This is a genomic window from Nocardia sp. PE-7 (genome assembly GCF_030486425.1).
Lineage (GTDB): Bacteria > Actinomycetota > Actinomycetes > Mycobacteriales > Mycobacteriaceae > Nocardia > Nocardia salmonicida_A.
Genome location: NZ_CP129614.1, coordinates 3,314,756 through 3,339,758, shown reverse-complemented (window position 1 = coordinate 3,339,758; position 25,003 = coordinate 3,314,756). Strand labels below are relative to the sequence as shown.

The window sequence follows — 25,003 nt, the reverse complement described above, 5'->3', positions numbered from 1 at the left end:
ACAATGTACTTCTGTCTCAGCCCGGAATCAACTGGTTCGGCGGCATCAATGCCCAGAATGACGATTCACTTAGTGTGGACGACACCGCTGCGGGTACCGAGATATTCGCCGACGGCGTCGACGGCGCGGACCGCACTCTCGACGGCGGCTTCCATCGTCGAGGGCATCCCGGTCTCGGTCCAGTCGCCGGCGAGGAACAGGCCCTCGATCGGCGTGCGCTGCGGCAGGCGCAGCTCGTCGAAACCGGGCTGCGCCGAGAAGGTCGCCTGCGGCTGGTGGATGACGTGGGTGCGCAGCACCTCGGCCTCGGCGACCTCGGGGTAGTGCTTGGTCAACGATGCCAGTGCCGCCGCGGTGAATTCGGCGTTGGGCAGATGGACGACATCCCACGACGCGCTCACCGCCAGCGAATAGCAGTGCCCTGCCTCGGTCTCGACGCCGTGCATGCCCGTGGTGTCGAAGACCCACTCGATGGTGGTGTCGCGCAAATTCTCCGCGAGCCTGCGCATCTTCAGTGGGCGATCCAGCCAGACGTAGACGCTCGAGATCGGGGCGGGCTCGATCTTGCGCACGGGGGTGAAATGGTCGTACTGCCCGAGCCGTCCGCGATCGAGGAGCGTCGTCAGCGACCACGGCGGCAACGTGAGAACCGCCGCGTCGACCTCGATGACGCGCCCGTCGGAGAGCTGCACACCGGTGAGCCCGTCGTCGGTGATCTCGATATCGGCGACACCGGCGCCGACGATGATCTCCCCACCGTGCGCCCGCAGGTAACGCTCGGCGGGCGCGACGAACAACTCGTGCAGGCTCACCTTCGGCCAGACCGCGTCGCCGGCCCTGGTGTTTCCCGACAGCGCGCGCTTGCCGATCCAGTGCAGGGTCTGGACGAACATGGAGGCCGACACCCGCTCGGTCTTCTCGTTGAGCAACCCGATGACGAACTGATCGAGCACCAACGCGCGCAACGATGCGGGTGCGCCGATCTGGATGAACCAGCGATCGACGGTCAGATCGTCGAGTTCGGGTGCCGGGCGCAGCGCGGCGCGGGCGATCCGCGCCCAGGTGCGCAGGGCGGCGGGTCGCTCACGCAGCGGGATCGGCGGCCACACCATCCAGGACAGCCCGACGGCACGACGCAGCGTGCCGGGCAACCAGGTGGGCGCGCGCAGGGTCAACAGCCGGTCGGGTCCGGTCCTGATCGCGAAAGGTGGTGCGTCCCAGCGGAGTTGATCCCGTGTGCCGATGGTGTCGACATAGCGCAGCAGCGCGTCGTAGCAACCGGCGAACAGGTGCTGGCCGTTGTCGACCCTGCCTTCGATACCGGGCACCTCGAACGAGATCGTGCGACCGCCGAGCCGTCCCCGCTTCTCGACGAGGGTGACTCGGTGACCTGCCTCCGCGAGCCAGACCGCGGTGGCCAAACCGGCCAGGCCCGCGCCCGCGACCAGGATATGCGGGGATTCTTGCTGCCCCATCGGTACCTCCGGACAATCGATGAATGCGAGAATGAATGAGAGAATATTCACGTCATACTCGCACGACGTCGGCGTGTTCGTACAGAGGCGAACCCGCTCGGACGGAACGGAACTCGCCTCATCGGGGGGCGCGAATGGGAGCGAGGTGCTCCCGCGCGAACGAGATCAGCTCGTGCGTCGTTTGGGCACGCGCTGGCGCCGCTGATGACTTTCGGGGCCCAGGATCTGTTCGACGACGACGAGGAAGATCTCGGTCGACTCGTCGACGAGTTCGTCTCTGGTCAGGTCGAGTGTTCCGTTGAGCCAGCCGTAGACGGTTTCGTACAGTCCGCCGACGAGGTGCATCGCGGCGAGCTCGCCGTATGCCCCCGCGGTCGCGGTGCTCTCCGGACTGAGTCGCTTGTTCACCGTCGCCAACACCAGGGCGGCGAAGCTGCGGATCGTCGCGGTACGGCGCTCGTTGAGGAGGGGGTTGAGCTGGGCTTCGGTGAAGGCGATGCGGATCAGCCGCGGGTCGTCGGCGACCGCTTGCAGGCCCGCGGCGATGGCCGCGTGCACCTTGTCGCGCAGGGGATCGGGGGCCGCCCGTACTCGGCCGGCGATCAGGTCGGTGAGCTCACCGATGGCCTGGTCGTAGACCTCGCCGACGACGGCGTCGAGGTTGGTGAAGTTCTCGTAGAAGTATCGCTCGGTCAGTCCGGCCTGGCGGCAGAGGCCGCCGACGGTGAGCCGGGCCGAGCCCTGGGTGCCGACGATCTCCCTGGCGGCCTCCAGGAACGTGGTCCGACGCTGTGCGCGCCGCTGTTCGGCGGGCACACCCGCATACGCACGATCCTTCACCATGCGCCGAGTCTGCCACAGAGCCTTGTCAGATTTCCAAATCTGCGGCATCCTATTGTCAGATTTCAGCGAGGAGAGAGAATCATGACCGAGGCATTCATCTACGAGGCGATTCGCACCCCGCGCGGGCGCGGCAAGAAGACCGGCGCCCTGCACGGGGTCAAGCCGCTCGATCTGGTGGTCGGGCTCATCGACGAACTGAAGACCCGCCACCCCGGACTCGACCCCGCGACGATCGACGACATCGTGCTCGGCGTGGTGTCGCCGGTCGGCGATCAGGGCGCCGACATCGCCAAGACCGCCGCCTTGGCGGCCGGTCTGCCCGACACCGTCGCCGGTGTGCAGCTCAACCGGTTCTGCGGTTCGGGCCTCGAGGCCGTCAACACCGCCGCCCAGAAGGTGCGCTCGGGCTGGGAGCAGCTCGTCATCGCCGGCGGCGTGGAGTCGATGTCGCGGATTCCGCTGGGCTCCGACGGCGGTGCGTGGGCGATGGACCCGGTCACCAACTACGACACCTACTTCGTGCCCCAGGGCGTCAGCGCCGACCTGATCGCCACGATCGAGGGCTTCAGCCGCGAGGATGTCGACGCCTTCGCGGTGCGGTCGCAGCGCAAGGCCGCCGCGGCCTGGTCGGGCGGCTACTTCGCCAAATCCATTGTCCCGGTGCGCGATATCAACGGCGCGGTGCTGCTCGACCACGACGAGTTCATGCGCCCCGACACCACGGTGGACAGCCTGGCCGGGCTGCCGCCGTCGTTCGCGGCGATGGGGGAGATGGGTGGCTTCGACGCCGTGGCCCTGCAGCGGTACCACCACGTCGAGAAGATCAACCACGTCCACCACGCCGGTAACTCCTCCGGCATCGTCGACGGTTCGGCGCTGGTCCTGATCGGTAGTGAATCCGCCGGTGTCGCCGCGGGTCTCACGCCGCGCGCCCGGGTGGTCGCCGCCGCGGTGAGTGGCGCCGATTCGACGATCATGCTCACCGGGCCGGTTCCGGCGACCGAGAAGGTCTTGGCGCAGGCGGGGCTCACGGTCGACGACATCGACCTGTTCGAGCTCAACGAAGCCTTCGCGTCGGTGGTGCTCAACTTCCAGAAGAAGCTGAACATCCCCGACGAGAAGCTCAACGTCAACGGCGGCGCCATCGCCATGGGCCACCCGCTGGGCGCGACCGGCGCCATGATCACCGGAACCATGGTCGACGAGCTCGAGCGTCGGGGCGCGCGTCGCGCGCTGATCACCCTGTGCATCGGCGGCGGCATGGGCATCGCCACCATCATCGAGCGCGTCTGAGCGTCGGACCCGATACCGAAGGAAATACGAAAAGCAATGACTGACAACATGATTGCCTGGGACCTCGGCGCCGACCGGGTGCTCGTGCTCACCATCGACGACCCGAACCAGTCCACCAACACGATGACCGAGGCGTTCGCCCGCGACCTCACCGCGACCGTCGACCGGCTCGAGGCCGAGAAGGACAGCTTCGACGGCGTCATCCTCACCTCGGGTAAGGACACCTTCTTCGCCGGTGGTGACCTGAACCTGCTGATGAACGCGACGCCGGAGACCGCACCGCAGATCGCGCTCGGCCTCGACACCTACAAGGCCGCGTTCCGTCGGCTCGAGACCCTGGGCAAGCCGGTGGTCGCCGCGATCAACGGCACCGCGCTCGGCGGCGGCTTCGAGGTCGCGCTCGCCACCCACCACCGGATCGCGCTCGACGCCAAGGGCAGCCTGCTCGGCCTGCCGGAGGTCACCTTCGGGCTGCTGCCCGGCGCGGGCGGCGTCACCAGGACTGTACGGCTGCTCGGCATCACCAACGCGGTGCTCAATGTCGTCGGGCAGGGCCAGCGGATGAAGCCCGCCAAGGCGTTGCAGGTCGGGATCATCCACGAGGTCGCCGCCACCAGCGACGAGATGTTCGCCCAGGCCCGTGCCTGGATCTCGGCCAACCCCGAGGCCGCGCAGCCGTGGGACGTGAAGGGCTACAAGATCCCCGGCGGCGTCCCGTCGAGCCCGGCGGTCGCGGCGAACCTGCCCGCGTTCCCGGCCAACGTGCGCAAACAGCTCAAGGGTGCACCGATGCCCGCACCGATCGCGGTGCTCGCCACCGCGGTGGAGGGCGCGCAGGTCGACATCGACACCGCGTTCGCGATCGAGACCCGCTACTGCACCAACCTGATCTGCGGCCAGGTCTCGACGAACATGATCAAGTCCCTGTTCTTCGATCTGGGCACGATCAACAAGGGCGGCAGCCGCCCCGAAGGCTTCCCCGTGCGCACGCCGGAGAAGGTCCTCGTGCTCGGCGCGGGCATGATGGGCGCGGGCATCGCCTATGTGCAGGCCCGCGCCGGCATGCAGGTCGTGCTCAAGGACGTCACCATCGAGGCGGCCGAGCGCGGAAAGGCCTACTCGCGCAAGCTGCTCGACAAGGCGCTGCGCAAGGGTGCGATCACGCAGGACAAGTACGACGAGATCCTCGGTCGCATCCACCCGTCCGCGGATCCGGCCGACGCCGCGGGCTGCGACTTCGTGGTCGAGGCGGTGTTCGAGGATCCGAGCCTGAAGAAGAAGGTGTTCGGCGAGATCGAACACCTGGTGAACTCCGATGCGCTGCTCGGGTCCAATACCTCGACCCTGCCGATCACCGATCTGTCCACCGGCGTCAAGCGGCCGAAGGACTTCATCGGGCTGCACTTCTTCTCCCCGGTGGACAAGATGCCGCTGGTCGAGATCGTCGTCGGCGACGAAACCAGCGACGAAGCCATCGCCCGCGCCATCGACTACACCCTGGCGATCAAGAAGACGCCGATCGTGGTCAACGACAGCCGCGGCTTCTTCACCAGCCGGGTCATCGGCCAGTTCATGGACGAGGCCATCGCGCTGGTCGCCGAGGGCGTGCACCCGGCCTCGGTCGAGCAGGCAGCCACCCAGGCCGGTTACCCGGTGGGTGCGTTGGCGCTGGCCGACGAGATCAATATGAAGCTGGCGCAGAAGATCCGGCGCAGCCTGAAGGAGAACCTGCTCGCCGAAGGCAAGGAGTGGGTCGACTCGAAGGCCTACCCGCTCGTCGACGCGATGGTCGACGACTTCGAACGCCCGGGCCGACTCGAGGGTCGCGGCTTCTACGAATACGACGCCGACGGCAAGAAGCTCGGCCTGTGGCCGGGACTGGTCGAGAAGTACACCCGTGACGATCACGGCATCGCGTTCATCGACATGCAGGAACGGATGCTGTTCGCCGAATCCCTCGATACCGTGCGGTGTTTCGACGAGGGCGTGCTGCGTACCGTGCCGGACGCCAATATCGGGTCGATCTTCGGCATCGGGTTCCCGGCCTGGACCGGCGGCGTGATCCAGTACATCAACCAGTACGCGGGCGGGCTGGCCGGCTTCGTCGCGCGAGCCGATGAACTGCGGGCCGCCTACGGTGAGCGGTTCGAGGTCCCGGAGTCGTTGCGGGTCAAGGCCGCTGCCGGGGAAACCCTCGGCTGACCGTCCTCCGACGAACAGAACCCCCCGTCGCCCGGTATCTCCGGGCGCCGGGGGGTTCTGTGTCGGAGCGGCTACAGGGAACGGGCGATCAGTTCCTTCATGATCTCGTTCGTTCCCGCGAGAATGCGCAGCACCCGCGCGCTGGTGAAGATCTCCGAGATCGGGTATTCGGTCATGAACCCGTATCCGCCGAACAGCTGCAGGCACCGGTCGGCCACCACGCTCAACTGATCGGTGAGCCAGTATTTCGCCATCGACGCCGTCGCCACATCGAGTTCGCCCGCCAGGTGCCGGGTGAGGCAGTCATCGAGGAAGACGCGGCTGATTCGGGCGATGGTGGCGCACTCGGCGAGCTCGAACTTGGTGTTCTGGAAGCCGAGCAGCGGCTTTCCGAAGGCCTGCCGATCCTTGGTGTAGGCGATGGTCATCGCCACCGCGGCCTCCATCGACGCCACGGCCATCACCGCGCAGACGAGTCGCTCCTGCTGGAGCAGCGTCATCATCTGATAGAAGCCTTGCCCCTCGGCCTCGCCGAGCAGGTTGCCGACCGGCACCCGCAAGCCGTCGAAGAACAGCTCAGCGGTGTCCTGGCCGGTGCCGCCGATCTTGGACAGCGTCCGCCCGCGAGTGAAGCCGGGAGTGTCGTCACCGACCTCCGCGAAGATGAGCGAGACCCCCGCGGCGCCCTTGTCGGGATCGGTCTTCGCGGCGATGATCACCCCATCGCAGAGCGCGCCGTTACTGATGAACATCTTCGAACCGGTGATGACGTACTCGTCGCCGTCGCGCACCGCCCTGGTCTGGATGTTCTGCAGGTCCGAGCCCGTGCCCGGTTCGGTCATCGCGATCGAGAGCAGGCACTCGCCGCTGGTCACCTGGGGCAGAATGCGCCGCTTGAGCTCCTCGGAGGCGAACTCGACGAGATAGGGCGCGATGATCCCGGAGTGGATCGAGATGCCCATCGACGTGTCGCCTGCCCGCGATTGGGCCTCGATGATCGCCGCTTCATGGGCGAACGTGCCGCCCCCGCCGCCGTACTCTTCCGGCACGGACGGGGCGAGCAACCCGAGCTTGCCTGCCTTCCGGTACAGGTCACGGTCGGGGTGGCCCTGCTGTTTGTACCGCTCGGCGCCAGGAAGCACCTCCTTCTCGAAGAACTTCGTCGCGAGTTCGCGAACAGCCACGATCTCATCGTCTACCCAGCCCGCTTGTGCGGTCATCAGTGCCTCCCAGGACGCCATCTGCCTCAATCTGCGAAAACAGATTGTCAGATATATTGGCAGAACGTCAACAGTGCGCCGTATGCGGTCCGGGTCGGTGTGATCAGCGCCGACCCCGGGTGCGTCGGTAGGCGGCCGGTGTGGTGGCCGTCCAGCGTTTGAAAGCGCGGATGAAGGGGCCTGCCTCGGTGTAGCCGAGCCGCGCGGAGATCTCCTCGACCGAGAGCGCGGTAGCGGCCAACATGTCCTCGGCCAGACCGCGCCGCGCCTCGTCGAGCAGGACTCGGTAGCTGGTCCCGTCCGCGGCGAGATGTCGTCGTAAGGTGCGGCCGGTGATTCCGAGATCGTGGGCGACCGCGTCCAGTGACGGCGGTATCGCGATCCCCGCGCTGCCGCTGCCCGCCAGAAGGTGGTCGCGAACATCAGCCGCTATCCCGGTGCGGGTGGTGCGGCGGTCGATCAGCTCACGGCATTGCGCCAGACACAGTGCCAACGTGGCCTGATTCGCCTGCGGCAGTGGCTGGTTCAAGGTTTCGGTGGACACCGAAATGCTGGTTTCGGTGTGCGCGTATCGGGGGTGCACGCCCAGGATCGCGGCGATCTGGTCCCCGTAGTCGGGTTCGGGGAACGCGAACCGCGCATGGTGGATGTCGACCGGTCGGCCGAGTAGGTCGCCGAGCACCCGATGCATCGCGAAGGTATCGCGCTCGACGAGGAATTGCCGCACGTCCTCCGGGATCCGATCGTGTCGGATCCGGGCAATCATCTGCTGGTCGTCGACTTCCACGACCGGCGTGCAGAACGCGAAGCTCAACTGGAAGTAGCTCAGCGCCAAGGAGATCGCCTCGCCGAGGGTGGGACTGGTGATCCAGGCGTAGCCGTAGATGCCGAAGGCGCTGATGCGATAACTTCGGCCCACCTCGATGCCGAGCGCGGGCCTGATTCCGAGTTCGCGCAGCAGGTTGCGAACCACCAGCAGTTCCGTGCGGGCATCGATCTGTCGGTCGGCGGAGTCGAGGTCGGCGACGGACAGATCGGTGCCTGCGAGGATGGACGTGGCATCGGCGCCGTGCTCGACCGCGAACCGGTGCATCACGGCGACACTGGCGACACCCCGGGGAAAGTCCCACGTGTCCACTTCTGGCTCCTGCCGCGCGCGCATGCCCTCCATTATGGCCTGAAATGTCAATTTTCTGTCCGCGCGCGTCCTCGTCACCGCGTCGCCGGCGACCTACCGTTGACCCGAGATATCCATGACTCGAGGAGCTTCGCTATGCGCATTCGGACAACGCCGTCCGCTGTCATCATCGGCACCGGGTTCGGCGGCCTCGGTATGGCGATGGAATTGCTGCGCCACGGTTTCGATGACCTCGTCATCCTGGAGCGGGCCTCGGATGTGGGCGGCGTGTGGCGGGAGAACACCTACCCGGGCGCCGGTTGCGATATTCCGTCCCCGCTCTACTCCTACTCCTACGCGCCGAAATCGAATTGGCCCAAGCGCTTTTCAGGACAGTCCGATATCTACGCCTACCTGCGTGCGGTGGCGCGCGACAACGGTCTGCTCGAGCGGATCCGGTTCGAGTCCGAGGTGACCGGAGCCGAGTTCGACGATGCGAGCGGGACATGGACGGTGCGCACCGCCGACGGCTACGAGGTCACTACCGACGTGCTGATCTCCGCGGTCGGCCAGCTGTCGCGGCCCGCGCTGCCCACCATCGCGGGCATCGGCTCGTTCGACGGACCCGCGTTCCACTCCGCGGAGTGGGACCACAGCGTCGACCTGACGGGCAAGCGGGTCGCCGTTGTCGGTACCGGCGCCAGCGCGATCCAGTTCGTGCCCGCCATCCAGCCGCGGGTGGCGGCGCTGACGCTGTTCCAGCGCTCGGCGGCGTGGGTGCTGCCCAAGCCCGATGTCGAGTACAAGCCGTGGCATCACCGGATGTTTGCGGCGGTGCCGCCGGTCCGGCTCGCCGAGCGGTTCGCGGTCTGGGCGCTGTGTGAGTTCCTCTCGCTCGGCATCGCCGATGTTCCCGCGATCAGGGGCCTGGTCACCAAGATCGCGGTGAACCATCTGCGCAAGCAGGTCGCCGACCCGGAGCTGCGCGCGAAACTGACGCCCGACTACGCGCCCGGCTGCAAGCGCGGGCTGTTCTCCAACAACTACTACCCGGCGCTGACCCAGCCCAACGTGCGGGTGGAGACGACCGAGATCGCCGAAATCGTGCCGACCGGGGTGAGAACCGCCGACGGTGTGGTCCACGAGGTCGACGTGATCATCTACGGGACCGGATTCAAGGGCACCGAATTCCTGTGGCCGATGAAGATCCACGGCGCGAACGGGCGCAAGCTGGAGGACGAATGGCAAGGCGGTGCCCGCGCCTATCACGGCATGTCGGTGCCGGGATTCCCGAATATGTTCATGGTGTACGGGCCCAATACGAACCTGGGCGTCGGTTCGATCGTCTACATGATCGAATCGCAGGCCCGCTATATCCGCCAGGCACTGCAGGAACTGTCCCGCAATCCGGCGCACACTCTCGATGTCCGGCGTGCGGTGGCCGAGGAACACGACGTGAAGCTGCAGGCCCGGCTCGACCGTACGCCGTGGGGTCTGTGCTCGAGCTGGTATCGCAACGCCGCAGGCCGGATCACCAACAACTGGCCGGGCCCGGTCGTGAGTTACCGACTGCAGACCCGAACACTGCGCCCCGAGCACTATCACCTGCGCACCGGCACGACAACGACCGCGGGCCAGTGATATTCGCCGACCAGAACTCACCAGAGGATCATCGATGAAGCTGACGAACGGCACCGTGGCCGACGTACGCGAGAAGTTGACGGCGGTGCGTCGACTGCACCGAACCGGCCTGATCGACCTGTGGCGACCGCGCCGGATCAAGCGCATGATCGCGCTCAACAACTCCTACGGCCCGCAGGCGGCGATGATCTGTGCCGGTGCGGCCGACCGGCCCGACGAACCCGCGCTGACCGACGAGCGCGGGGTGCTGACCTACCGCGAGCTCGACGAGCAGTCCAACGCCCTGGCCCACGGTTTGCTGGGGCAGGGCCTGCGCGGCGGCGAGGTGATCGGCGTGCTGGCGCGTGATCATCGTGGCCTGGTGCTGGCGATGGTGGCAGCGGGCAAGGCCGGGTTGCGCCTGGCCATGCTGAATACCAGTTTCGCCAAGCCGCAGCTCACCGAAGTCGCTGTGCGGGAGAAGGTTCGCGCGATTCTGTTCGACAGCGAATTCGCCGGGCTCGTCGATGCGCTGCCCGCGGACATGCCACGGATTCTCAGCTGGGTCGATGAGCAACACCCGCTGCCACCGGGCGCACGGACCATCGCCATGCTGGTGTCGGCGAACAGCAGTGATCCGCTGCCGCCGCCGGACCGGCCCGCCGGCTTCATCATCCTCACCAGTGGCACCACCGGTCTGCCCAAGGGTGCGCCGCGGACCAAGGTATCTCCGTTCGCCACCGCACTCGTCGTCGACCGGGTGCCGTTTCCACGCGGCGGGGTCGTGATGATCGCGACCCCGGTCTTCCACACCACGGGTATGGGCACCTGGACGATAGCCAGCGCGCTCGGCGGGCACATCGTGCTGCGGCGCCGCTTCGACGCGAAGGCCACGTTGGCGGCGATCGAGAAGCATTCGGTCGAGATGCTGGTCGCGGTGCCGACCCAGCTGAACCGCATTCTCGCGCTCGGTCCCGAGGCCATCGCCGAGTACGACACCTCGTCGTTGCGCACGGTCTTCGTCGGCGGCGCACCGCTGCCACCCGACCTGGCGACCCGATGGCAGGACGCCTTCGGTGAGGTCCTCTACAACGGGTACGGCTCCACCGAGGTCGCCATCACCGCTGTCGCGCAGCCGCACGAATTGCGGCGTGCGCCAGGCACTGTCGGTCGGGCACCGGTCACCGCGCGCATCGCGCTCTACGACAGCGAGGATCGCCGGATCACCGAGGCGAATGTCTCCGGGCGCATCTTCGCGCGCACCGTCGCCCCGTTCGAGGGTTACACCGACGGCAAGACCAAACAGATCATCGATGGCTACATGTCGACCGGGGACATGGGCCACTTCGACTCCGACGGTCTGTTGTTCATCGACGGTCGGGACGACGACATGGTCGTCTGCGGCGGCGAGAACGTCTATCCGTTGGAGGTGGAGAATCTGCTGATGGGTCGCGTCGATATCGCCGACGTCGCGGTGATCGGTGTCGACGACGCGGACTTCGGACAGCGATTGCGCGCCTTCGTCGTTCCCGCCGCCGGCCACGAGCCGGGCGCGCAGGAGATCAAGGACTACGTCAAGGACAACCTCGCCAGGTACAAGGTGCCCCGTGAGGTGGTGTTCCTCGACGAGATGCCACGCAATCCCACCGGCAAGATCGTGCGCAAGGCGCTGACCGAGTACGTCGTCGCCGGGCATGCGGGGCAAGGAGCGAAGCCATGACCGAGTACGACTACGACGTGATCGTGATCGGTTCCGGGTTCGGCGGCAGCGTCACGGCCCTGCGGCTGACCGAGAAGGGGTACCGGGTCGGCGTTCTCGAATCCGGCCGGCGGTGGAATCCCGAGGATTTCCCGAAGTCCAATTGGAATATCCGCAAGTCGCTGTGGATGCCCCGACTCGGCTTGACCGGACCGCAGCGCATCAGCGTTCTCGGCAAGTGCGCGGTCTTCAGCGGGTCGGGGGTCGGGGGAGGGTCGGTGATCTACGGCAATACCCTCTACGAGCCGCTGCCCGCGTTCTACGAGGATCGCGCGTGGGCGCACATCACCGACTGGAAGTCGGAGTTGGCGCCGTACTACGACCAGGCCAAACGGATGCTCGGCGTGCGAACCAATCCGCGCGTCGGCCCCAAAGACGCAGTGCTGCTGACGATTTCCGAGCGACGCGGGGTCGCCGACACGTTTCACCGCACGAATGTGGGGGTCTTCTTCAACGAGGGCGAGGAGGGGACCGAGGTGCCCGATCCGTATTTCGGTGGCGCCGGGCCGACGCGTGCGGGTTGCATCCATTGCTCCGAGTGTCTGACCGGGTGCACGCACAACGCCAAGAACACCACCACGGTGAACTATCTGTACCTGGCCGAGCGCAACGGCGCCGAGGTGCACCCGCTCACCACGGTCACCTCGGTGCGGCCCGACGGCGACGGCGGCTACGTCGTGGACACCATGCGTTCGGGCGGTGTCGTCCGCAAGAATCGGCGCACGTTCACCGCGGGGCAAGTCGTCTTCGCCGCGGCGGCTCTGGGAACCCAGAAGTTGCTGCACCGCATGCGAAACGATGGTGTGCTGCCGGAATTGTCGCCACGGCTCGGTGAGCTGACCAGGAGCAATTCCGAGGCGGTGGTCGCGGTCTGCAGTCGTAGTCGCTACGACATGTCGCAGGGCGTGGCGATCACCTCCTCGATTCACCCCGAGCCGCAAACCCACATCGAGGTGTGCTCGTACGGCAAGGGGCACAACGCGCTGTTCACCCAGGGCCTCCCGATGATCGACGGCGGCGCCTTCCGGGTGCTGCGGCTGCTGCTCATGGCGCTGGCGCATCCGCTTCACTTCATCCGGCTGAAGAATGTCTATCGCGCCGCCGAGCGCTCGGTCGTGCTGCTCGTGATGCAATCGCTGGACAACTCGCTGACGTCCTATCTGAAGGGGCGACGTCTGGTCACCAAACAGGGATCGGGGCAACCGAATCCTGAGTGGATCCCGATCGCGCACGACATCGCTCGCGAGTACGCCGCCGAAATCGACGGTGACGCGGGAAATCTGATCACCGACCTGCTCGGTATTCCAGCCACCGCGCATTACATCGGCGGCGCCACGATCGGCGACTCCGCCGACACCGGCGTCGTCGACCCATGGCAGCGGGTCTACGGATATCCGGGCCTGCACATCGCCGACGGCAGTGCGGTCACGGCCAACCTCGGGGTGAACCCGTCGTTGACCATCACCGCGCAAGCGGAGCGCGCGATGGCGTTCTGGCCCAACAAGGGCGAGGCCGATCCTCGTCCCGCGCTGGGTTCGGCGTACGTCCGCGTCGCACCGGTCATGCCGAAGCAGCCCGCTGTCCCCGCTACCGCGCCCGCCGCATTGCGCTACTCGCTCGGGGCCTGAGGTCTGGTCATCGTTCGACGATCGCCGAGTCGGCGCTGCGTGCACGCGGGCATATCATGTCAGCGAGGGCTGGACGAACTCGCACGCAGCGCGTCGAACAAAGGGCGAGACGACGAGCACACAGGCAGACGGGCCGCGGGCAGGCCCGCAGCGGCGCCAGGTCAGGCGTAGGCCGAAGAACAGGCGTGCCCAGATCGCGGCGGAGTCGGCGGCGGCATTCGGCGCGCACGGGTATCACAGCGTCAGCATGGACGACATCGCCAAGCGCCTCGATATCAGTCCGACCGCGCTGTACCGGCACTTTCCCAGCAAGTACGCGCTGTTCCGGGAAGAGCTCTTCCGGTTGGCGGGGCTCATGGTGCGCGCCGCCGAGCTGCCCGAGGACGCCGAGAGGTGGTCCCCGCGCGAGCGCGTCGACCACCTGCTCGACTCGATGATCACGATGACGATCGCCAATCGGACGACCGTCGGGCTGGCCCGTTGGGACCGTCGCTACCTCGAGCCTGCCGACTACGAGCTGTTCATCGCCGAGTTCACCGCGTCGATCCGCGTGCTGCGCGCTCTGATCGGCCAGGTGCGCCCTGAGCTGAGCGGGCACGATCGCGCGGTCCGCGCGGTGTCGATCTTCGCGCTGACCAGCAGCATCGGCGACCACCACGTCGCCGTGCCCGCGCACACGCTTGCCGCACTCCTGCGTGCTGTCTGCTGGGCGGTCATCGATGCCGATCTGACTCCGCCGCGGACCAGCGCGGACGAGACGAAGCCCGACGCCGACCCGCAGCTGTTCGAGCACGAACAGCTACTGCGCGCGGCAGTCACGCTCTTCCACGAGCGGGGCTACCCGAACGTCAGCATGGAAGATATCGCCGTCGCGGCGAACCTGTCGGCGGCGTCGGCGATATACCGCTACTACCGTGGCAAGAGCGATCTGTTGAGCTCCGCGTTCCGGCTGGCGGCCGATCGCGTATCGACGGCGATCACCCCCGCGGTACTGGCCGCCGATACCCCGGGGGAGGCGCTCGGTGTGCTGATCGACCTCTACGTGCGCGACTCGTTCGCCGAACGCGCCCTGGCCTTCGTCTACTACGCCGAGTTCGGTCACATCGACCCCACCGATCAGGTCGCGCTGCGACAGGTGCAGCAACTGATCATCACCGAGTGGGCCGAGCTGGTCGTCAGGGCGCGCCCGCAGCTGACGATGGGGGAGGCGCGCGTCCTCGTGCACGCCTGCTTCAGCCTGGTCGTCGACCTCGTCCGAATCTTCGGCGCCGGGGGGGTCTGCCCGCAGGAGAAGGTGATTCGGCTCCTCGAGACCGTCGCCCTCGGTCAGCCGTTACCGCGCTAGCGCCCAGCCGCGGGTGAGAGCGCCCGACCGTACGGCCGGGCGCCCGATACGTCAGAGTCCGTAGGTCTTGCCGATGATGTCGCGCTGGATCTCGCTCGTACCACCGAAGATCGTCGAGACCAACGCACCACGAACATGCTTTTCCATGTCGAACTCGCGCGCGTACCCGTAACCACCCATCATCTGCATCCCCGCCAACGCGACCAGCTTCGACGTCTCGGTCGCCTTGAGCTTGGCCATCGACGCCTCCCGCGCGAAAGTCTTGGACGGATTCGCATCCACCGCCGCAGCGACGCTGTAAACCAACAACTTGGTGCACTCGATCTCGGTCGCGAGATCAGCGACCCGGTGACGCAACGCCTGGAACGTCCCGATCGGGCGACCGAACTGCTTACGCTCGGAAACGAACTGCAACGTGTCCTCGAACGCACGCTCAGCCGCACCCAAACTCATCGCGGCCAGGATCAGCCGTTCGAAGTTCAACCCCGTCATCAACTGCCGCCACCCGTTACCGACCTCACCCACGACCGCGTCCTCCGGGAGCACGCAGTCGGTGAAGTAGAGGTCGTTGGTTTCTTTCTGGTTGCCCATCAACTCGATCGGGTTGATCTTCAACCCCGGCGTGCCGACGGGCACATGGAACATCGTCAAGCCCTCGTGCTTGCCCCCGCTACGGTCGGTGCGGGCCACGAGCAGGATGTTCTCGGAGATATGGGCGTTGGAACACCACGTCTTCTGACCATTGATCAACCACCCGTCGGTGGTCTTCTCCGCGCGGGTGGTGATGTTACCGACGTCGGACCCGGCTTCGGGTTCTGACATCGAGATCGACTGCGACGCACCGCGCACGATGCCCCGCAACACCGTGTCTTTCTGTGAGTCGGAGCCGAACTTGGCGTAGGCGCCACCGGTGATCAGCGTCGGCCCGATCGCACCGATCGGCAGCAACCCACGCAGGCTTTCCTCGAGCAGGATGCACATATCGACCATCGTGGCGTCGGAACCACCGTATTCCTCGGGCACCGTGAGCCCGAGCCAGCCGAGTTCGGCCATCTTGGCGTAGAGGGCGGGGTTGTGTTGCTCGGCGTCGTGGTCGGTCAGCGCGTCACGCTTTTCCCGGGTGCCTGCCTCGCGTTTGGCGAACGCGGCGACCGCTGCCGCGAAATCTTGCTGTTCCGGGCTGAATTCGACGCCCATAGTGTTTTCTCCTTCGAATCTCGGTCAGACGAGAGCCAGGTCGCTCGCGCGAGAACGCGGATGCGCGATCCGCTGGCTCGGGGCGGGGAGTGTGGCCGTTGACACAGCGGCCCCTACCCAGATAAGTTAACTGCAATTCTCGTTAAGTTAATCACCATTCTCGCCGGAAGCAAAGAGGCCCGAGGGTTTCGTTTCTACCGGTGCGGAACTCCCGAGCGGAGAGAGGCTGCATGCTGCGCACCAGATTCACCGAGGCATTCGGTGTCGAGCACCCGATCGTCCAGGGCGGCATGATGTGGGTCGGCCGCGCCCCGCTGGCCGCCGCGGTGTCCAACGCGGGCGGGCTCGGCATCATCACCGGCCTGACCCAGCCGACCCCGGCCGAACTGCGCAACGAGATCGCCCGGACCCGCGACCTCACCGACAAGCCGTTCGGGGTCAACCTCACGATTCTGCCCTCGATCACGCCCCCGCCCTACGCGGAATACCGGCAGGCGATCATCGACAGCGGGGTGAAGATCGTCGAGATCGCGGGCGGCAACCCGGCCACCCACCTGCCCTACTTCAAGGACGCCGGCATCAAGGTGCTGCACAAGTGCACCAGCGTCAAGCACGCGCTCAAGGCGCAGCAGGTCGGGGTGGACGGGATCAGCATCGACGGCTTCGAATGCGCCGGTCACCCCGGCGAGAACGACACACCGGGCCTGGTGCTGATTCCCGTGGCGGCCAGGGAGATCGAGATCCCGATGATCGCCTCGGGCGGTTTCGCGGACGGTCGTGGACTGGTCGCGGCGCTGGCACTCGGCGCGCACGGGGTGAACATGGGCACGCGATTCCTGTGCACCGTCGAGTCGCCGATCGCGCACGTGGTCAAGGAAAAGATCGTGGCCAACACCGAGCTCGACACCAAGCTGATCTTCCGGACGCTGCACAACACCGCGCGGGTCGCCGACAACGCGGTCAGCCGTCAGGTCGTCGAAATCGAGCGCAACGGCGGCACTTTCGACGATGTGCGTGATCTCGTGTCCGGTGCGCGCGGGCGCAAGGTCTACGAGGACGGCGACGTGGACGCCGGTATCTGGAGCGTCGGGCAATGCCAGGGCCTGATCCACGACATTCCCACCTGCGCTGACCTGATCGCGAACATCATGGCCGAGGCGCAGGCCCTGATCACCGAATCGCTGGCCGGGTCGGTCGTGACGGCGGTGGCCTCATGAGCGAGTCGGTCCAGACCACTCTCGCGGGCGGCATACTGCGGATCTGCATCAATCGGCCCGCCCGCCTCAACGCGATCGACCTCGCCACCATGAGCGAATTGGCCGACGTCATCGCCGGCGCCGCGGCCGATTCCACCATCAGGGTGATCGTGCTGACCGGCGAGGGGCGTGCGTTCTGCACGGGCGCCGATCTCGCGGCGGCCGCCGCGTCCGGCGGCAACGAGGCGAGCCCGGAAACGGTGATGTCAGAAGCCGCGCGCATGATCCGCGCGGTCATTCAAGCGCCGATTCCGGTCATCGCCCAGATCAATGGTCCCGCCGCGGGCGTCGGCGCGTCACTGGCCCTGGCCGCCGATTTGCACTACGCGGCCGAAAGCACCTATCTCCTGCTGCCTTTCACCGCCATCGGACTGTTGCCCGACGGCGGTGCCACCGCCCTGGTCCCCGCGGGGATGGGTCGCGCCCGCGCGATGGAAATGGCCTTGCTCAGCAACCGGCTGCCCGCACCCGAGGCCGCCGCGGCCGGTCTGATCACCGCGGCCGTGCCCGACGCCGAGCTGACCGAACACGTGTACGCCATCGCGACTCGCCTCGCCGCCGGGCCACGCCGGGCACTGGAGTTGACCAAGGCCGCGGTGAACGCCGCGACCCTGAGCCAACTCGAACCGGCATTCGACCGCGAGGCGACCGCCCAGATCGAACTGCTCGTCTCACCCGACTTCTACGAAGGCACCATGGCCATGCTCGGCAAGCGTGCTCCCCGATTCACCGACGCACCGCAAGGAAACGAATGAACCTCGACGTGGAACCGATCCGTTCGCGCCGCAACCACTGGATGAACCAGGTCGCCCTGCAGGCGACGGTCAAACCCGACGCCACCGCCGTGCGGTTCCGCGGGGTCGACACGAGCTGGCTGCAGCTGCACGAGCGCTCCGAAGCCTTCGCCGACGCGCTTGCCCGCCGCGGTGTCGGTTTCGGTGACCGTGTCCTGGTATTGATGCTCAACAGCACCGAATACCTCGAGGCGGTCTTCGGGATCAATACCTTGGGCGCCATCGCGGTCCCGGTGAACTTCCGGCTCACCCCGCCCGAGATCCTGTACCTGATCGCCGACAGCGGTGCCGAGGCGATCGTGACCGACACCGCCTTGGCCCCCCTCGTCGCGGCGGTGCGCGCGCAGACCGACGCCCTGACCACCTGCGTCGTCGTCGGCGGCGAAACCGGTGACGGCACAGAGGGTTACGAGCAGCTGCTGGCCGAGGAGGGTGCGCCCCATCCCGCGGTCGACGTCAGCGAGGACTCGGCCGCGCTGATCATGTACACCTCGGGGACGACCGGCAGCCCCAAGGGCGCGGTCCTGACCCACACCAATATGCAGGCCCAGGCGCTCACCTGTATCCGCGCGATGCAGTACACCACCGACGATGTCGCCTTCTGCGCGGCGCCGCTGTTCCATATCGCCGGATTGGGCAGTATCGCACCGTGTTTCGTGCTCGGCACCCTCACCGTGCTGCATCCGCTGCTCGCCTTCGACGCCGGCCAGGTGCTCGACGCGTGGGAGCGCGAGAAGGCCACCTCGGTGTTCCTGGTACCGGCGCAGTGGCAGATCGTGTGCGCCGATCCGACTGTGCGCGAGCGTGATCTGCGCCTGCGGGTGATCAGCTGGGGCGCTGCCCCGGCTTCCGACACCGTTTTGCAGGCGATGGCCGACACGTTCCCCGACGCCTTGAACATCGCGGTCTTCGGGCAGACCGAGATGTCGCCGATCACCTGTGTTCTCGAGGGCAAGGACGCGATCCGCAAACTCGGCTCCGTGGGGCAGCCGATCCCGACCATCGCCGCCCGCGTCGTCGACGAAGAGATGAACGATGTCGCCCCCGGCGAGATCGGCGAGATCGTCTACCGGGGCCCGACCATGATGCGCGAGTACTGGAACAAGCCCGAGGCGACCGCCGAAGCGTTCGAAGGCGGCTGGTTCCATTCCGGGGACCTGGTTCGCCGCGACGAGGAGGGATTCGTCTACGTCGTCGACCGGAAGAAGGACATGATCATCTCCGGCGGTGAGAACATCTACTGCGCCGAAGTGGAAAACGTCCTGTTCGCCCACCCCGCCGTACGCGAAGCCGCGGTCATCGGCCGCGCGGACGACAAGTGGGGTGAGGTCGCCATCGCGGTGGTCGTCGCCGAGCCGGACGCCGAGCTCACCCTCGTCGCCCTCGCCTCGCACTTCGATGCCAATCTGGCCAGGTACAAGCACCCCAAGGACCTGATCGTCGTCGACGAGCTGCCGCGCAACGCGGGCGGCAAGGTGATCAAACACCAGCTCCGCAAGGAATACGCCTGATCGAGATCGGCAGCAGACCACGACGCCCCGTAGCGCCTCGGCGCTACGGGGCGTCGCCGCGTAGCGGTACGTAGCGAAGGCTTCCCATGAGTTGATTAGTCGAATATCATCTCAACGTATCAAGCCTTCGTGGCTCAGAAAAAGGAGACGCAGGACTATGCGTGAAGTTTCAACGGTGAGCGATCCCGTCATGGTCGACGATCTCGGCGAGGTCCTGACGTGCCGCTACGGCACTGTCGAGGATTTCGATATCGAGCGATTTCTCGACGGGATCGGCGCTTTCGCCGGGGCCGGTGCGAATGTGATTGTGCAGCTGGCGAACCGGCCGGTGGGGTACGGCGTTGTCCAGAGCACCGTCGACTCGGGCCGCGCCGATGTCCATCCGTGGAAGCGGCTGCGCACCACGCTGACCTACATCGCGGTGGCGATGCTGGGGACCGAGGAAGAGCGGGACGTGTATCGACAGGCCGTCGGTAGCGTCCATCGACGCGTTCGTTCGGCGCCGGGCGCCGAGGTGAAGTACAACGCGTTCGATCCCGAGCTGCAGAAGTGGGTCGCGGTCTGCCTGTGCTGGGGAGTCATGGATACCCACGAACGCCTCTATGGGCCACTGGACAGGGCCACCAAGGAGGTCTTCGTGCAGTACGGGGCCAAGTTCGGCACCGGATTGCAGATGAGGCCCGAGATGTGGCCGGCGGATCTGGCGGCTTTCGAAAGCTATTTCGAGGCCGGGCTGGCGAGCATGCAGATCGACGACGTGGTCGCCGAATACCTGCGCAAGCTCGTCGGCTTGCGCAATGTGCCCAGGCCGCGCGTTCTTGCCAATTTTCATCGTTTCGCCGTCACCGGTCTGCTGCCCGAAGCCATGCGCGCGCAGCTCTACCTTCCGTGGACCGATGCGCAGGAGCGGCGGCATCGGCTGATGTTCCGAGCCATCGGCACCGTCTACGGACGGCTGCCCGTCCGCGCGCGGATCGAGCCGTACGCGGCCGTGCTCTGGGACATGCGGCGCCGGCACCGACTCGGCCGCCCGTTGGTCTGAGAGCAGCGAGGTTGCGGGCCACCGGCAGACCACATTATGTTCGGGCTCTTGTCAGCTGAGGGGAATGGGATATGGCCGAGTCGATCAGGTTGCTGGCCCGGATTCGCGGGCACGGCGGCGTCGAACGCGATAACGCCGATGTCCTGAACGGCGCCTTGGCCGCGTTTCTGGACTTCGGGATCAAGCGCACCAGCATGGGCGAGGTGGCCCGCCGTGGCGGGCTGTCCTTGGCGACCCTGTACCGCCGGTTCGGTGGCAAGACCGACGTGGTCCAGGCGGTGGGGCTCTGGCAGGTGCGCCACCTGCTGGATCAGGCCGACGCCTCGATGCGTCGGCAGGCGGAGGAGGGCGCCAGCGCCGAAGACCAGATCGTCGAACTGTTCGTCGCCTTCGCCCTCGGTCTGCGGGAGAACCCGCTGCTCGATCGCCTGCTCGCCACCGACGCCGCCACCGTGCTGCCCTACCTCACCACCGGTGGCGCGCCGGTGATCGAGCTCGGCCGAGACTTCTTGGCCGAGTTCATCACCCGCCTGCAAGAGGCAGGCAAGCTCCCCGCCTACGACCCGCTGCCCGTCGCCGAGTTGGTGGCTCGCACCGCGCTGTCGTTGGTGCTGACCAAGCCGACGGTCATCCCGCTCGACGACGAGGCCGCGGCACGCAAGTTCGCCCGCGACCACATCGCACCCGGATTCCGTCCCCTGGACGTCCACACCGCGCCCGACGAGGCCGAACCCGAACCTCGCTAGGCCCCACCCACGGGGCGGAAACACCACTCGCCTCGGGTGGAGGTGTCACCGGTCGGCGATACCTCCACCCGAGGCGGAGTTCACTTACTTGCCGAAGCGGCGTCGACCGCGAGCACCGGCCACGCGCATCGCGTTGCGCATGAACCCGAAGTTCTTCAGGCTGTACGGGTACCAGACCAGTTCGGACTTCTGCGTCGGCAGGGCAGGAGCTGTGATCGCCTGCTTGCGGCAGTACTTGCGCACGCCGTCCGCGCCGCCGAAGCGGTACCCGGTGCCGGACTGTCCCCAACCACCGTGGGGGAGCGCGAAGTTGAACAGGTTGATGGTGGCGTCGTTGATGTTCACCGCGCCGACGGTCAGTTTCCGCGCGATCGACTGCCCGCGGGACTTGTTGCCCGTCCACACCGAGGCCGACAGTCCGTACTCGGAGTCGTTGGCGAGCTTGATCGCCTCGTTCTCATCGGCGACCTTGATGACCGGAATGGTCGGGCCGAAGGTCTCCTCGGTGATGCACGACATCGAATGGTCGACGTCGACCAGCACGGTCGGCTCGAAGAAGTTCCCCTCGCCCGTGGCCTTTCCGCCGGTGAGCGCGCGCGCACCGGCGGCGATCGCATCGTCGACATGGCGGGTGACGATGTCGAGCTGGGCCTGGTTGGCGAGCGGGCCGATATCGATGTTTCCGCTGCGGTCGTCGCGGCCGATCCGCAGCGACTTGACGTGGGTGACCAGCTTGTCGACGAACGCGTCGTACACCGGAGCTTCGACATATACCCGCTCCACCGACACGCACAGCTGTCCGGCATTGGTCAGCGCGCCGAACGCGATGCCGTTGGCCGCACGGTCGAGATCGGCGTCGGCGAGCACGATCGCCGGGTCCTTGCCGCCCATTTCGAGGCTGTAGGGCAGCGTGCGTTCCGCGCACGCGACGGCGATGCGGCGCCCGGTGTTGCCGGAGCCGGTGAACTGGATGAAATCAGCGTTCTCGACCACCGCGGCACCGGCGGCGCCGGCGCCGGAGACCACCGTGAACACCGGCGGCGCGCCGATCTCGGCCCAGCCGCGGGCGAGCGCGAGCGGGGTCAGCGGGGTCACCTCCGACGGCTTGAGCAGCACGGCGGCACCGGCGGCGAGCGCCGGAACGAGATCGGAGGCGGGCATGGCGAGCGGAAAGTTCCACGGCGTGATGATGCCGACCACCGGATACGGCGTGTAGGTGGTGGTCAACTTCTTGATCCGCATCAGCGGAGTGTGGGGGCTCACGGCGGTATCGGCGAGGAACTTCGCGGCGTTGCGTGCGTAGTAGCCGAGCAGATCGACAGTGAACGCGACCTCGACCTCGGCCTCCACGCGGGGCTTTCCGGACTCGTCTTGAATCGAATCCGCCAGCTCGTCGGTGTGGTCGAGCACCCAATCCTGCAGCTTGAGTAGCCACTGCTTCCGTCCGGACGCGCTGATCGAAGCCCACCGCGGCTGCGCCTTGCGCAGCGCGGAGGCGGCGGCGGCTACTTCCTCCGGGGTCGACACGGCGACGGTGCCGACCAGTTCTCCGGATGCCGGGTTGCGAACAGCCAGTTCAGTGGCGTCGACGGTGGGTGTTGCGGAATCAGACACATTTTCTCCTGGATAGCCGTATCGGTCTACAGACCACCTTAGACAGAGTGAGATGTTTTGTATATCACTCTGTCACGAGATGGTTCATGCTGTCGTTCTGATGGGTGGGGGGAGGGCTCGCCATCGCGACATCCGGTGACGCCGGTAGCTGGGACGCCCATCGAGCTGCCGTTCAGGTGCTGCGACCGCCCAACGCGGAGCCCTGGCCCTGCCCGCGAAAGCGGGGCGGATCAGTCATGTTCATAGGCTATTTATCGGGCCTCGCGAAATTCGGAAAGGTGGCAGCCGTGATTGACTGCCTTATGTTACCGAGCATTCTCTCGTAAACGAAGAGGAAGTGGGATCGAAATGGTGATCAGGCAAGCCGTGGCGGTTTTCGCCGGTTTCGCGGCAGTGGTGGCCTCGGCCGGTGTCGGTGTCGCCGACCCGAATATTCAGCTGCCCGGCGTGGTCGACGACGGGATGACCAACTGTGGCGCTCTGAGCCCGCGGGCCCTGGCAGGCTGGATCGGATCCGACTACCAGCTGCCGAATCGCACGATGGACGAGACTTTCGCGTCGGCCCCAGCGCAGGATTGGTGCACCACCGATGTCGGCTACTCGAGCCTCGGGTTCGGCCCGGAGGGGGCCACGCTCGCGGTACCACGGACCGCGGATGGTCTCTTCCCTTACAACAACGCGGAAGTAGTCTCGCGGCCCACCTTCACCGCCGGGCAGACCATGACGATGAACGTCAAGGGTGCTCCCGACATGGTCGACCACAACGGGACGGCCGGCTGGGGTGTGTCGAATCGGCTGATCGACCCACGCGCACTGCTGGGTCTCGAGATCGCCTGGTTCATGTACAACGGTTCGCACGGCGCGATGGGCGCCACGGCCGACGCTCTGAGTCCGGTGGCGAACGTGCTCGGCGCCGATATGCCCCACGGCTTCTTCCTGATGGTCAAACGGGCGGGGACCTTGGTCCCGCAGATCAAGCTTCTCGACGAGACGATCTTGGCGCAGGATCACGCCTATGCCGTCCAGCTGGGCGGTGAGTACGTCGACTTCTTCATCGACGGGGAGAACGTCGGCACCTTCCGGAATCCCCCGTCGGGTCAGGCCATCGATGTGCTCGGGTTGCCCGCGCCGCTGGCGGGTCAGGTGTGGTTGGACGGCAGTTTCTGGTTCCCGCTGCCCATCCCGGAATACAACGCGCAGCCGCAGACTTTGACGGTGACCAGGTATCGCCAGGGCCCTTCCGAATCGACACCGCTGCTCTAGCGCGTCGACCGGGCAGACGGAGCGCGGTCTCCGTCTGCCCGGACTCCGGGCCGGCTGGATCATCGGTCTACGCGGGCCGCGGTGACCTCTCCGCACGCGCCGAGGGAACATAGCGAACAGCCGACGGCGCTACCGTTGCCGCCATCCGGAGGCCGGTGGCGTAGGAGCGGAACGCGGCCCGATCTCCCGGTCGCGCTCGCACTTCGAGCAATTCCCTGGTGCGAGGGTGCAGCAATTCGCGCACGGCGACGGACGGCAGCAGCCGCGGGACCCAGCTGGTCGGACGTAAGACTTCGGGCGCGAGCGTGCGACCGGCCGGGGTGAGACGTAGCTCCTGCGCGCAGGTTCGCTCGAAATAGTCGCCGAAGCTCGCCCAGTCCGGTGGCATGGCCCGCGCGGACACCCCGAACCGCAGATACCATTCGCAGCACTCCGCGTACAGGCGTTCGTGGTCGAGGTCCGACATCGGCGAGATGAAGGTATTGATCGCGACCACCAGTGTCTCCACGTAGGTCGCGTGCTGAAAGTGGAACACGTCTGGATTCAGCGCGTGAAAGCGCGTGCCCCGGTCGTCGACTCCACTGATGTGCCCATGGATATTGACCATGCGGTGCCGCTGGTCCCGGTCGCTATAGGCCATGTCGATCGTCTGCGAGACGGTCCGCGCCTTGTGGTACCACAGCCGCATCGCCATGTGCTCGTCGAGAGCGGTCGCGATGGCCGGGTGCAGAATCTGCAATCCCACCGCGCGCGGCAACGCGAGCAGGAATCGTCGGTCGCCGACGTACCGGCGCAGCAGCGAGGTTCCTCGTCGGCTGTACATCGATGACTTCCTCAACCGCGCATCCGGCAGTGGCGTGCGGCGGGTACGGGAAGTGGTGTGGTCATCGTCGACCCCGTTCGAGGACTGGCGGCTACCGGAGCGGCTCTGAGAGAGTGATTCTAGAATCCTCTCATTACCTCGACGGGCTGTCAACGGCTGATCAACCTTCCTGCAGGCGTGAAGAATCAACCTTCCAGTTGGCCGCGAAAACTGTTGTGACACACAACATATGGTGATCAATATCTGCTGGTAGTG

General features: G+C 66.5%; 19 protein-coding genes. 12 read left to right on the top strand and 7 right to left on the bottom strand.

Annotated elements, in window-relative coordinates; genetic code table 11:
• Positions 1–65: 65 nt before the first annotated feature.
• Together hpnE and QX204_RS15655 are read right to left on the bottom strand one after the other, a co-directional pair.
• On the bottom strand, positions 66–1,475 hold the full coding sequence (gene hpnE / locus QX204_RS15660; RefSeq protein WP_301907610.1) for a hydroxysqualene dehydroxylase HpnE: 1,410 nt from the start codon (positions 1,473–1,475) through the stop codon (positions 66–68).
• A 165-nt stretch (positions 1,476–1,640) separates the two neighbouring features.
• A complete protein-coding gene (locus QX204_RS15655; RefSeq protein ID WP_301908245.1) occupies positions 1,641–2,318 on the bottom strand; it encodes a TetR/AcrR family transcriptional regulator in 678 nt (225 codons plus the stop codon).
• Between the two features lie 78 nt (positions 2,319–2,396).
• Here QX204_RS15655 and QX204_RS15650 point away from each other — a divergent pair, with 78 nt between their 5' ends.
• Both QX204_RS15650 and QX204_RS15645 read left to right on the top strand, forming a co-directional pair.
• On the top strand, positions 2,397–3,611 hold the full coding sequence (locus tag QX204_RS15650; RefSeq protein ID WP_301908008.1) for an acetyl-CoA C-acetyltransferase: 1,215 nt from the start codon (positions 2,397–2,399) through the stop codon (positions 3,609–3,611).
• A gap of 36 nt (positions 3,612–3,647) precedes the next feature.
• Positions 3,648–5,813, top strand: a complete 2,166-nt coding sequence (locus tag QX204_RS15645; protein WP_301907609.1) for a 3-hydroxyacyl-CoA dehydrogenase NAD-binding domain-containing protein — start codon at positions 3,648–3,650, stop codon at positions 5,811–5,813.
• A gap of 71 nt (positions 5,814–5,884) precedes the next feature.
• Here QX204_RS15645 and QX204_RS15640 read toward each other — a convergent pair whose 3' ends face one another.
• Together QX204_RS15640 and QX204_RS15635 are read right to left on the bottom strand one after the other, a co-directional pair.
• Positions 5,885–7,033 (bottom strand): acyl-CoA dehydrogenase family protein, encoded by a 1,149-nt coding sequence (locus QX204_RS15640; RefSeq protein WP_131816447.1) that lies wholly within the window; start codon positions 7,031–7,033, stop codon positions 5,885–5,887.
• A gap of 103 nt (positions 7,034–7,136) precedes the next feature.
• Positions 7,137–8,171, bottom strand: a complete 1,035-nt coding sequence (locus QX204_RS15635; protein WP_301907608.1) for an AraC family transcriptional regulator — start codon at positions 8,169–8,171, stop codon at positions 7,137–7,139.
• A gap of 135 nt (positions 8,172–8,306) precedes the next feature.
• On the opposite strand from QX204_RS15635, the gene QX204_RS15630 reads away from it, so the two are divergent.
• From QX204_RS15630 to QX204_RS15615, 4 genes are all read left to right on the top strand, one after another.
• Positions 8,307–9,791 carry a flavin-containing monooxygenase gene (locus QX204_RS15630; protein WP_301907607.1) on the top strand — a complete coding sequence of 495 codons (1,485 nt, stop codon included), beginning with the start codon at positions 8,307–8,309 and terminating at the stop codon, positions 9,789–9,791.
• Between the two features lie 34 nt (positions 9,792–9,825).
• On the top strand, positions 9,826–11,490 hold the full coding sequence (locus tag QX204_RS15625; protein ID WP_301907606.1) for an acyl-CoA synthetase: 1,665 nt from the start codon (positions 9,826–9,828) through the stop codon (positions 11,488–11,490).
• Entirely contained in the window at positions 11,487–13,157 is a 1,671-nt protein-coding gene (locus tag QX204_RS15620) for a GMC family oxidoreductase (protein ID WP_301907605.1), read from the top strand. The genes QX204_RS15625 and QX204_RS15620 overlap by 4 nt, the downstream gene beginning before the upstream one ends.
• Before the next feature lie 247 nt (positions 13,158–13,404).
• Complete coding sequence (locus QX204_RS15615) at positions 13,405–14,502, top strand: TetR/AcrR family transcriptional regulator (protein ID WP_301907604.1); 1,098 nt, start codon at positions 13,405–13,407, stop codon at positions 14,500–14,502.
• 51 nt (positions 14,503–14,553) lie between these two features.
• Here QX204_RS15615 and QX204_RS15610 read toward each other — a convergent pair whose 3' ends face one another.
• Entirely contained in the window at positions 14,554–15,699 is a 1,146-nt protein-coding gene (locus QX204_RS15610) for an acyl-CoA dehydrogenase family protein (protein WP_301907603.1), read from the bottom strand.
• Positions 15,700–15,929: 230 nt separating this feature from the next.
• Here QX204_RS15610 and QX204_RS15605 point away from each other — a divergent pair, with 230 nt between their 5' ends.
• The 5 genes from QX204_RS15605 to QX204_RS15585 all read left to right on the top strand — a co-directional run bounded on the left by QX204_RS15605 (position 15,930) and on the right by QX204_RS15585 (position 21,048).
• Positions 15,930–16,916 (top strand): NAD(P)H-dependent flavin oxidoreductase, encoded by a 987-nt coding sequence (locus QX204_RS15605; RefSeq protein ID WP_301907602.1) that lies wholly within the window; start codon positions 15,930–15,932, stop codon positions 16,914–16,916.
• Positions 16,913–17,710, top strand: a complete 798-nt coding sequence (locus QX204_RS15600) for an enoyl-CoA hydratase (protein WP_301907601.1) — start codon at positions 16,913–16,915, stop codon at positions 17,708–17,710. The genes QX204_RS15605 and QX204_RS15600 overlap by 4 nt, the downstream gene beginning before the upstream one ends.
• On the top strand, positions 17,707–19,260 hold the full coding sequence (fadD5, locus tag QX204_RS15595; RefSeq protein ID WP_301907600.1) for a fatty-acid--CoA ligase FadD5: 1,554 nt from the start codon (positions 17,707–17,709) through the stop codon (positions 19,258–19,260). The genes QX204_RS15600 and fadD5 overlap by 4 nt, the downstream gene beginning before the upstream one ends.
• 157 nt (positions 19,261–19,417) lie before the next feature.
• Positions 19,418–20,302, top strand: coding sequence for an oxygenase MpaB family protein (locus QX204_RS15590; protein ID WP_301907599.1), 885 nt, complete (start codon positions 19,418–19,420; stop codon positions 20,300–20,302).
• Positions 20,303–20,373: 71 nt separating this feature from the next.
• A complete protein-coding gene (locus QX204_RS15585; protein WP_301907598.1) occupies positions 20,374–21,048 on the top strand; it encodes a TetR/AcrR family transcriptional regulator in 675 nt (224 codons plus the stop codon).
• 84 nt (positions 21,049–21,132) lie between these two features.
• Here the strand turns inward: QX204_RS15585 and QX204_RS15580 are convergent, their stop codons facing one another.
• Positions 21,133–22,662, bottom strand: coding sequence for an aldehyde dehydrogenase family protein (locus QX204_RS15580; RefSeq protein WP_301907597.1), 1,530 nt, complete (start codon positions 22,660–22,662; stop codon positions 21,133–21,135).
• A 348-nt stretch (positions 22,663–23,010) separates the two neighbouring features.
• Here QX204_RS15580 and QX204_RS15575 point away from each other — a divergent pair, with 348 nt between their 5' ends.
• Positions 23,011–23,925: a hypothetical protein gene (locus tag QX204_RS15575; protein WP_301907596.1), complete on the top strand. Its 915-nt coding sequence runs from the start codon at positions 23,011–23,013 to the stop codon at positions 23,923–23,925.
• A 67-nt stretch (positions 23,926–23,992) separates the two neighbouring features.
• On the opposite strand, the gene QX204_RS15570 is transcribed toward QX204_RS15575, so the two are convergent.
• Positions 23,993–24,748, bottom strand: a complete 756-nt coding sequence (locus QX204_RS15570; protein WP_301907595.1) for an oxygenase MpaB family protein — start codon at positions 24,746–24,748, stop codon at positions 23,993–23,995.
• Positions 24,749–25,003 lie beyond the last annotated feature (255 nt).

Bases quoted from the DNA above. Each gene is read 5' to 3' on its own strand.
- hpnE (WP_301907610.1), bottom strand. From the start codon at position 1,475: ATGGGGCAGCAAGAATCCCCGCATATCCTGGTCGCGGGCGCGGGCCTG.
- QX204_RS15605 (WP_301907602.1), top strand. From the start codon at position 15,930: ATGCTGCGCACCAGATTCACCGAGGCATTCGGTGTCGAGCACCCGATC.
- QX204_RS15610 (WP_301907603.1), bottom strand. From the start codon at position 15,699: ATGGGCGTCGAATTCAGCCCGGAACAGCAAGATTTCGCGGCAGCGGTC.
- QX204_RS15570 (WP_301907595.1), bottom strand. From the start codon at position 24,748: ATGTACAGCCGACGAGGAACCTCGCTGCTGCGCCGGTACGTCGGCGAC.
- QX204_RS15640 (WP_131816447.1), bottom strand. From the start codon at position 7,033: ATGACCGCACAAGCGGGCTGGGTAGACGATGAGATCGTGGCTGTTCGC.
- QX204_RS15625 (WP_301907606.1), top strand. From the start codon at position 9,826: ATGAAGCTGACGAACGGCACCGTGGCCGACGTACGCGAGAAGTTGACG.
- QX204_RS15655 (WP_301908245.1), bottom strand. From the start codon at position 2,318: ATGGTGAAGGATCGTGCGTATGCGGGTGTGCCCGCCGAACAGCGGCGC.
- QX204_RS15645 (WP_301907609.1), top strand. From the start codon at position 3,648: ATGACTGACAACATGATTGCCTGGGACCTCGGCGCCGACCGGGTGCTC.
- QX204_RS15585 (WP_301907598.1), top strand. From the start codon at position 20,374: ATGGCCGAGTCGATCAGGTTGCTGGCCCGGATTCGCGGGCACGGCGGC.
- QX204_RS15575 (WP_301907596.1), top strand. From the start codon at position 23,011: ATGGTGATCAGGCAAGCCGTGGCGGTTTTCGCCGGTTTCGCGGCAGTG.
- QX204_RS15600 (WP_301907601.1), top strand. From the start codon at position 16,913: ATGAGCGAGTCGGTCCAGACCACTCTCGCGGGCGGCATACTGCGGATC.
- QX204_RS15615 (WP_301907604.1), top strand. From the start codon at position 13,405: ATGGACGACATCGCCAAGCGCCTCGATATCAGTCCGACCGCGCTGTAC.
- fadD5 (WP_301907600.1), top strand. From the start codon at position 17,707: ATGAACCTCGACGTGGAACCGATCCGTTCGCGCCGCAACCACTGGATG.
- QX204_RS15590 (WP_301907599.1), top strand. From the start codon at position 19,418: ATGCGTGAAGTTTCAACGGTGAGCGATCCCGTCATGGTCGACGATCTC.
- QX204_RS15630 (WP_301907607.1), top strand. From the start codon at position 8,307: ATGCGCATTCGGACAACGCCGTCCGCTGTCATCATCGGCACCGGGTTC.
- QX204_RS15620 (WP_301907605.1), top strand. From the start codon at position 11,487: ATGACCGAGTACGACTACGACGTGATCGTGATCGGTTCCGGGTTCGGC.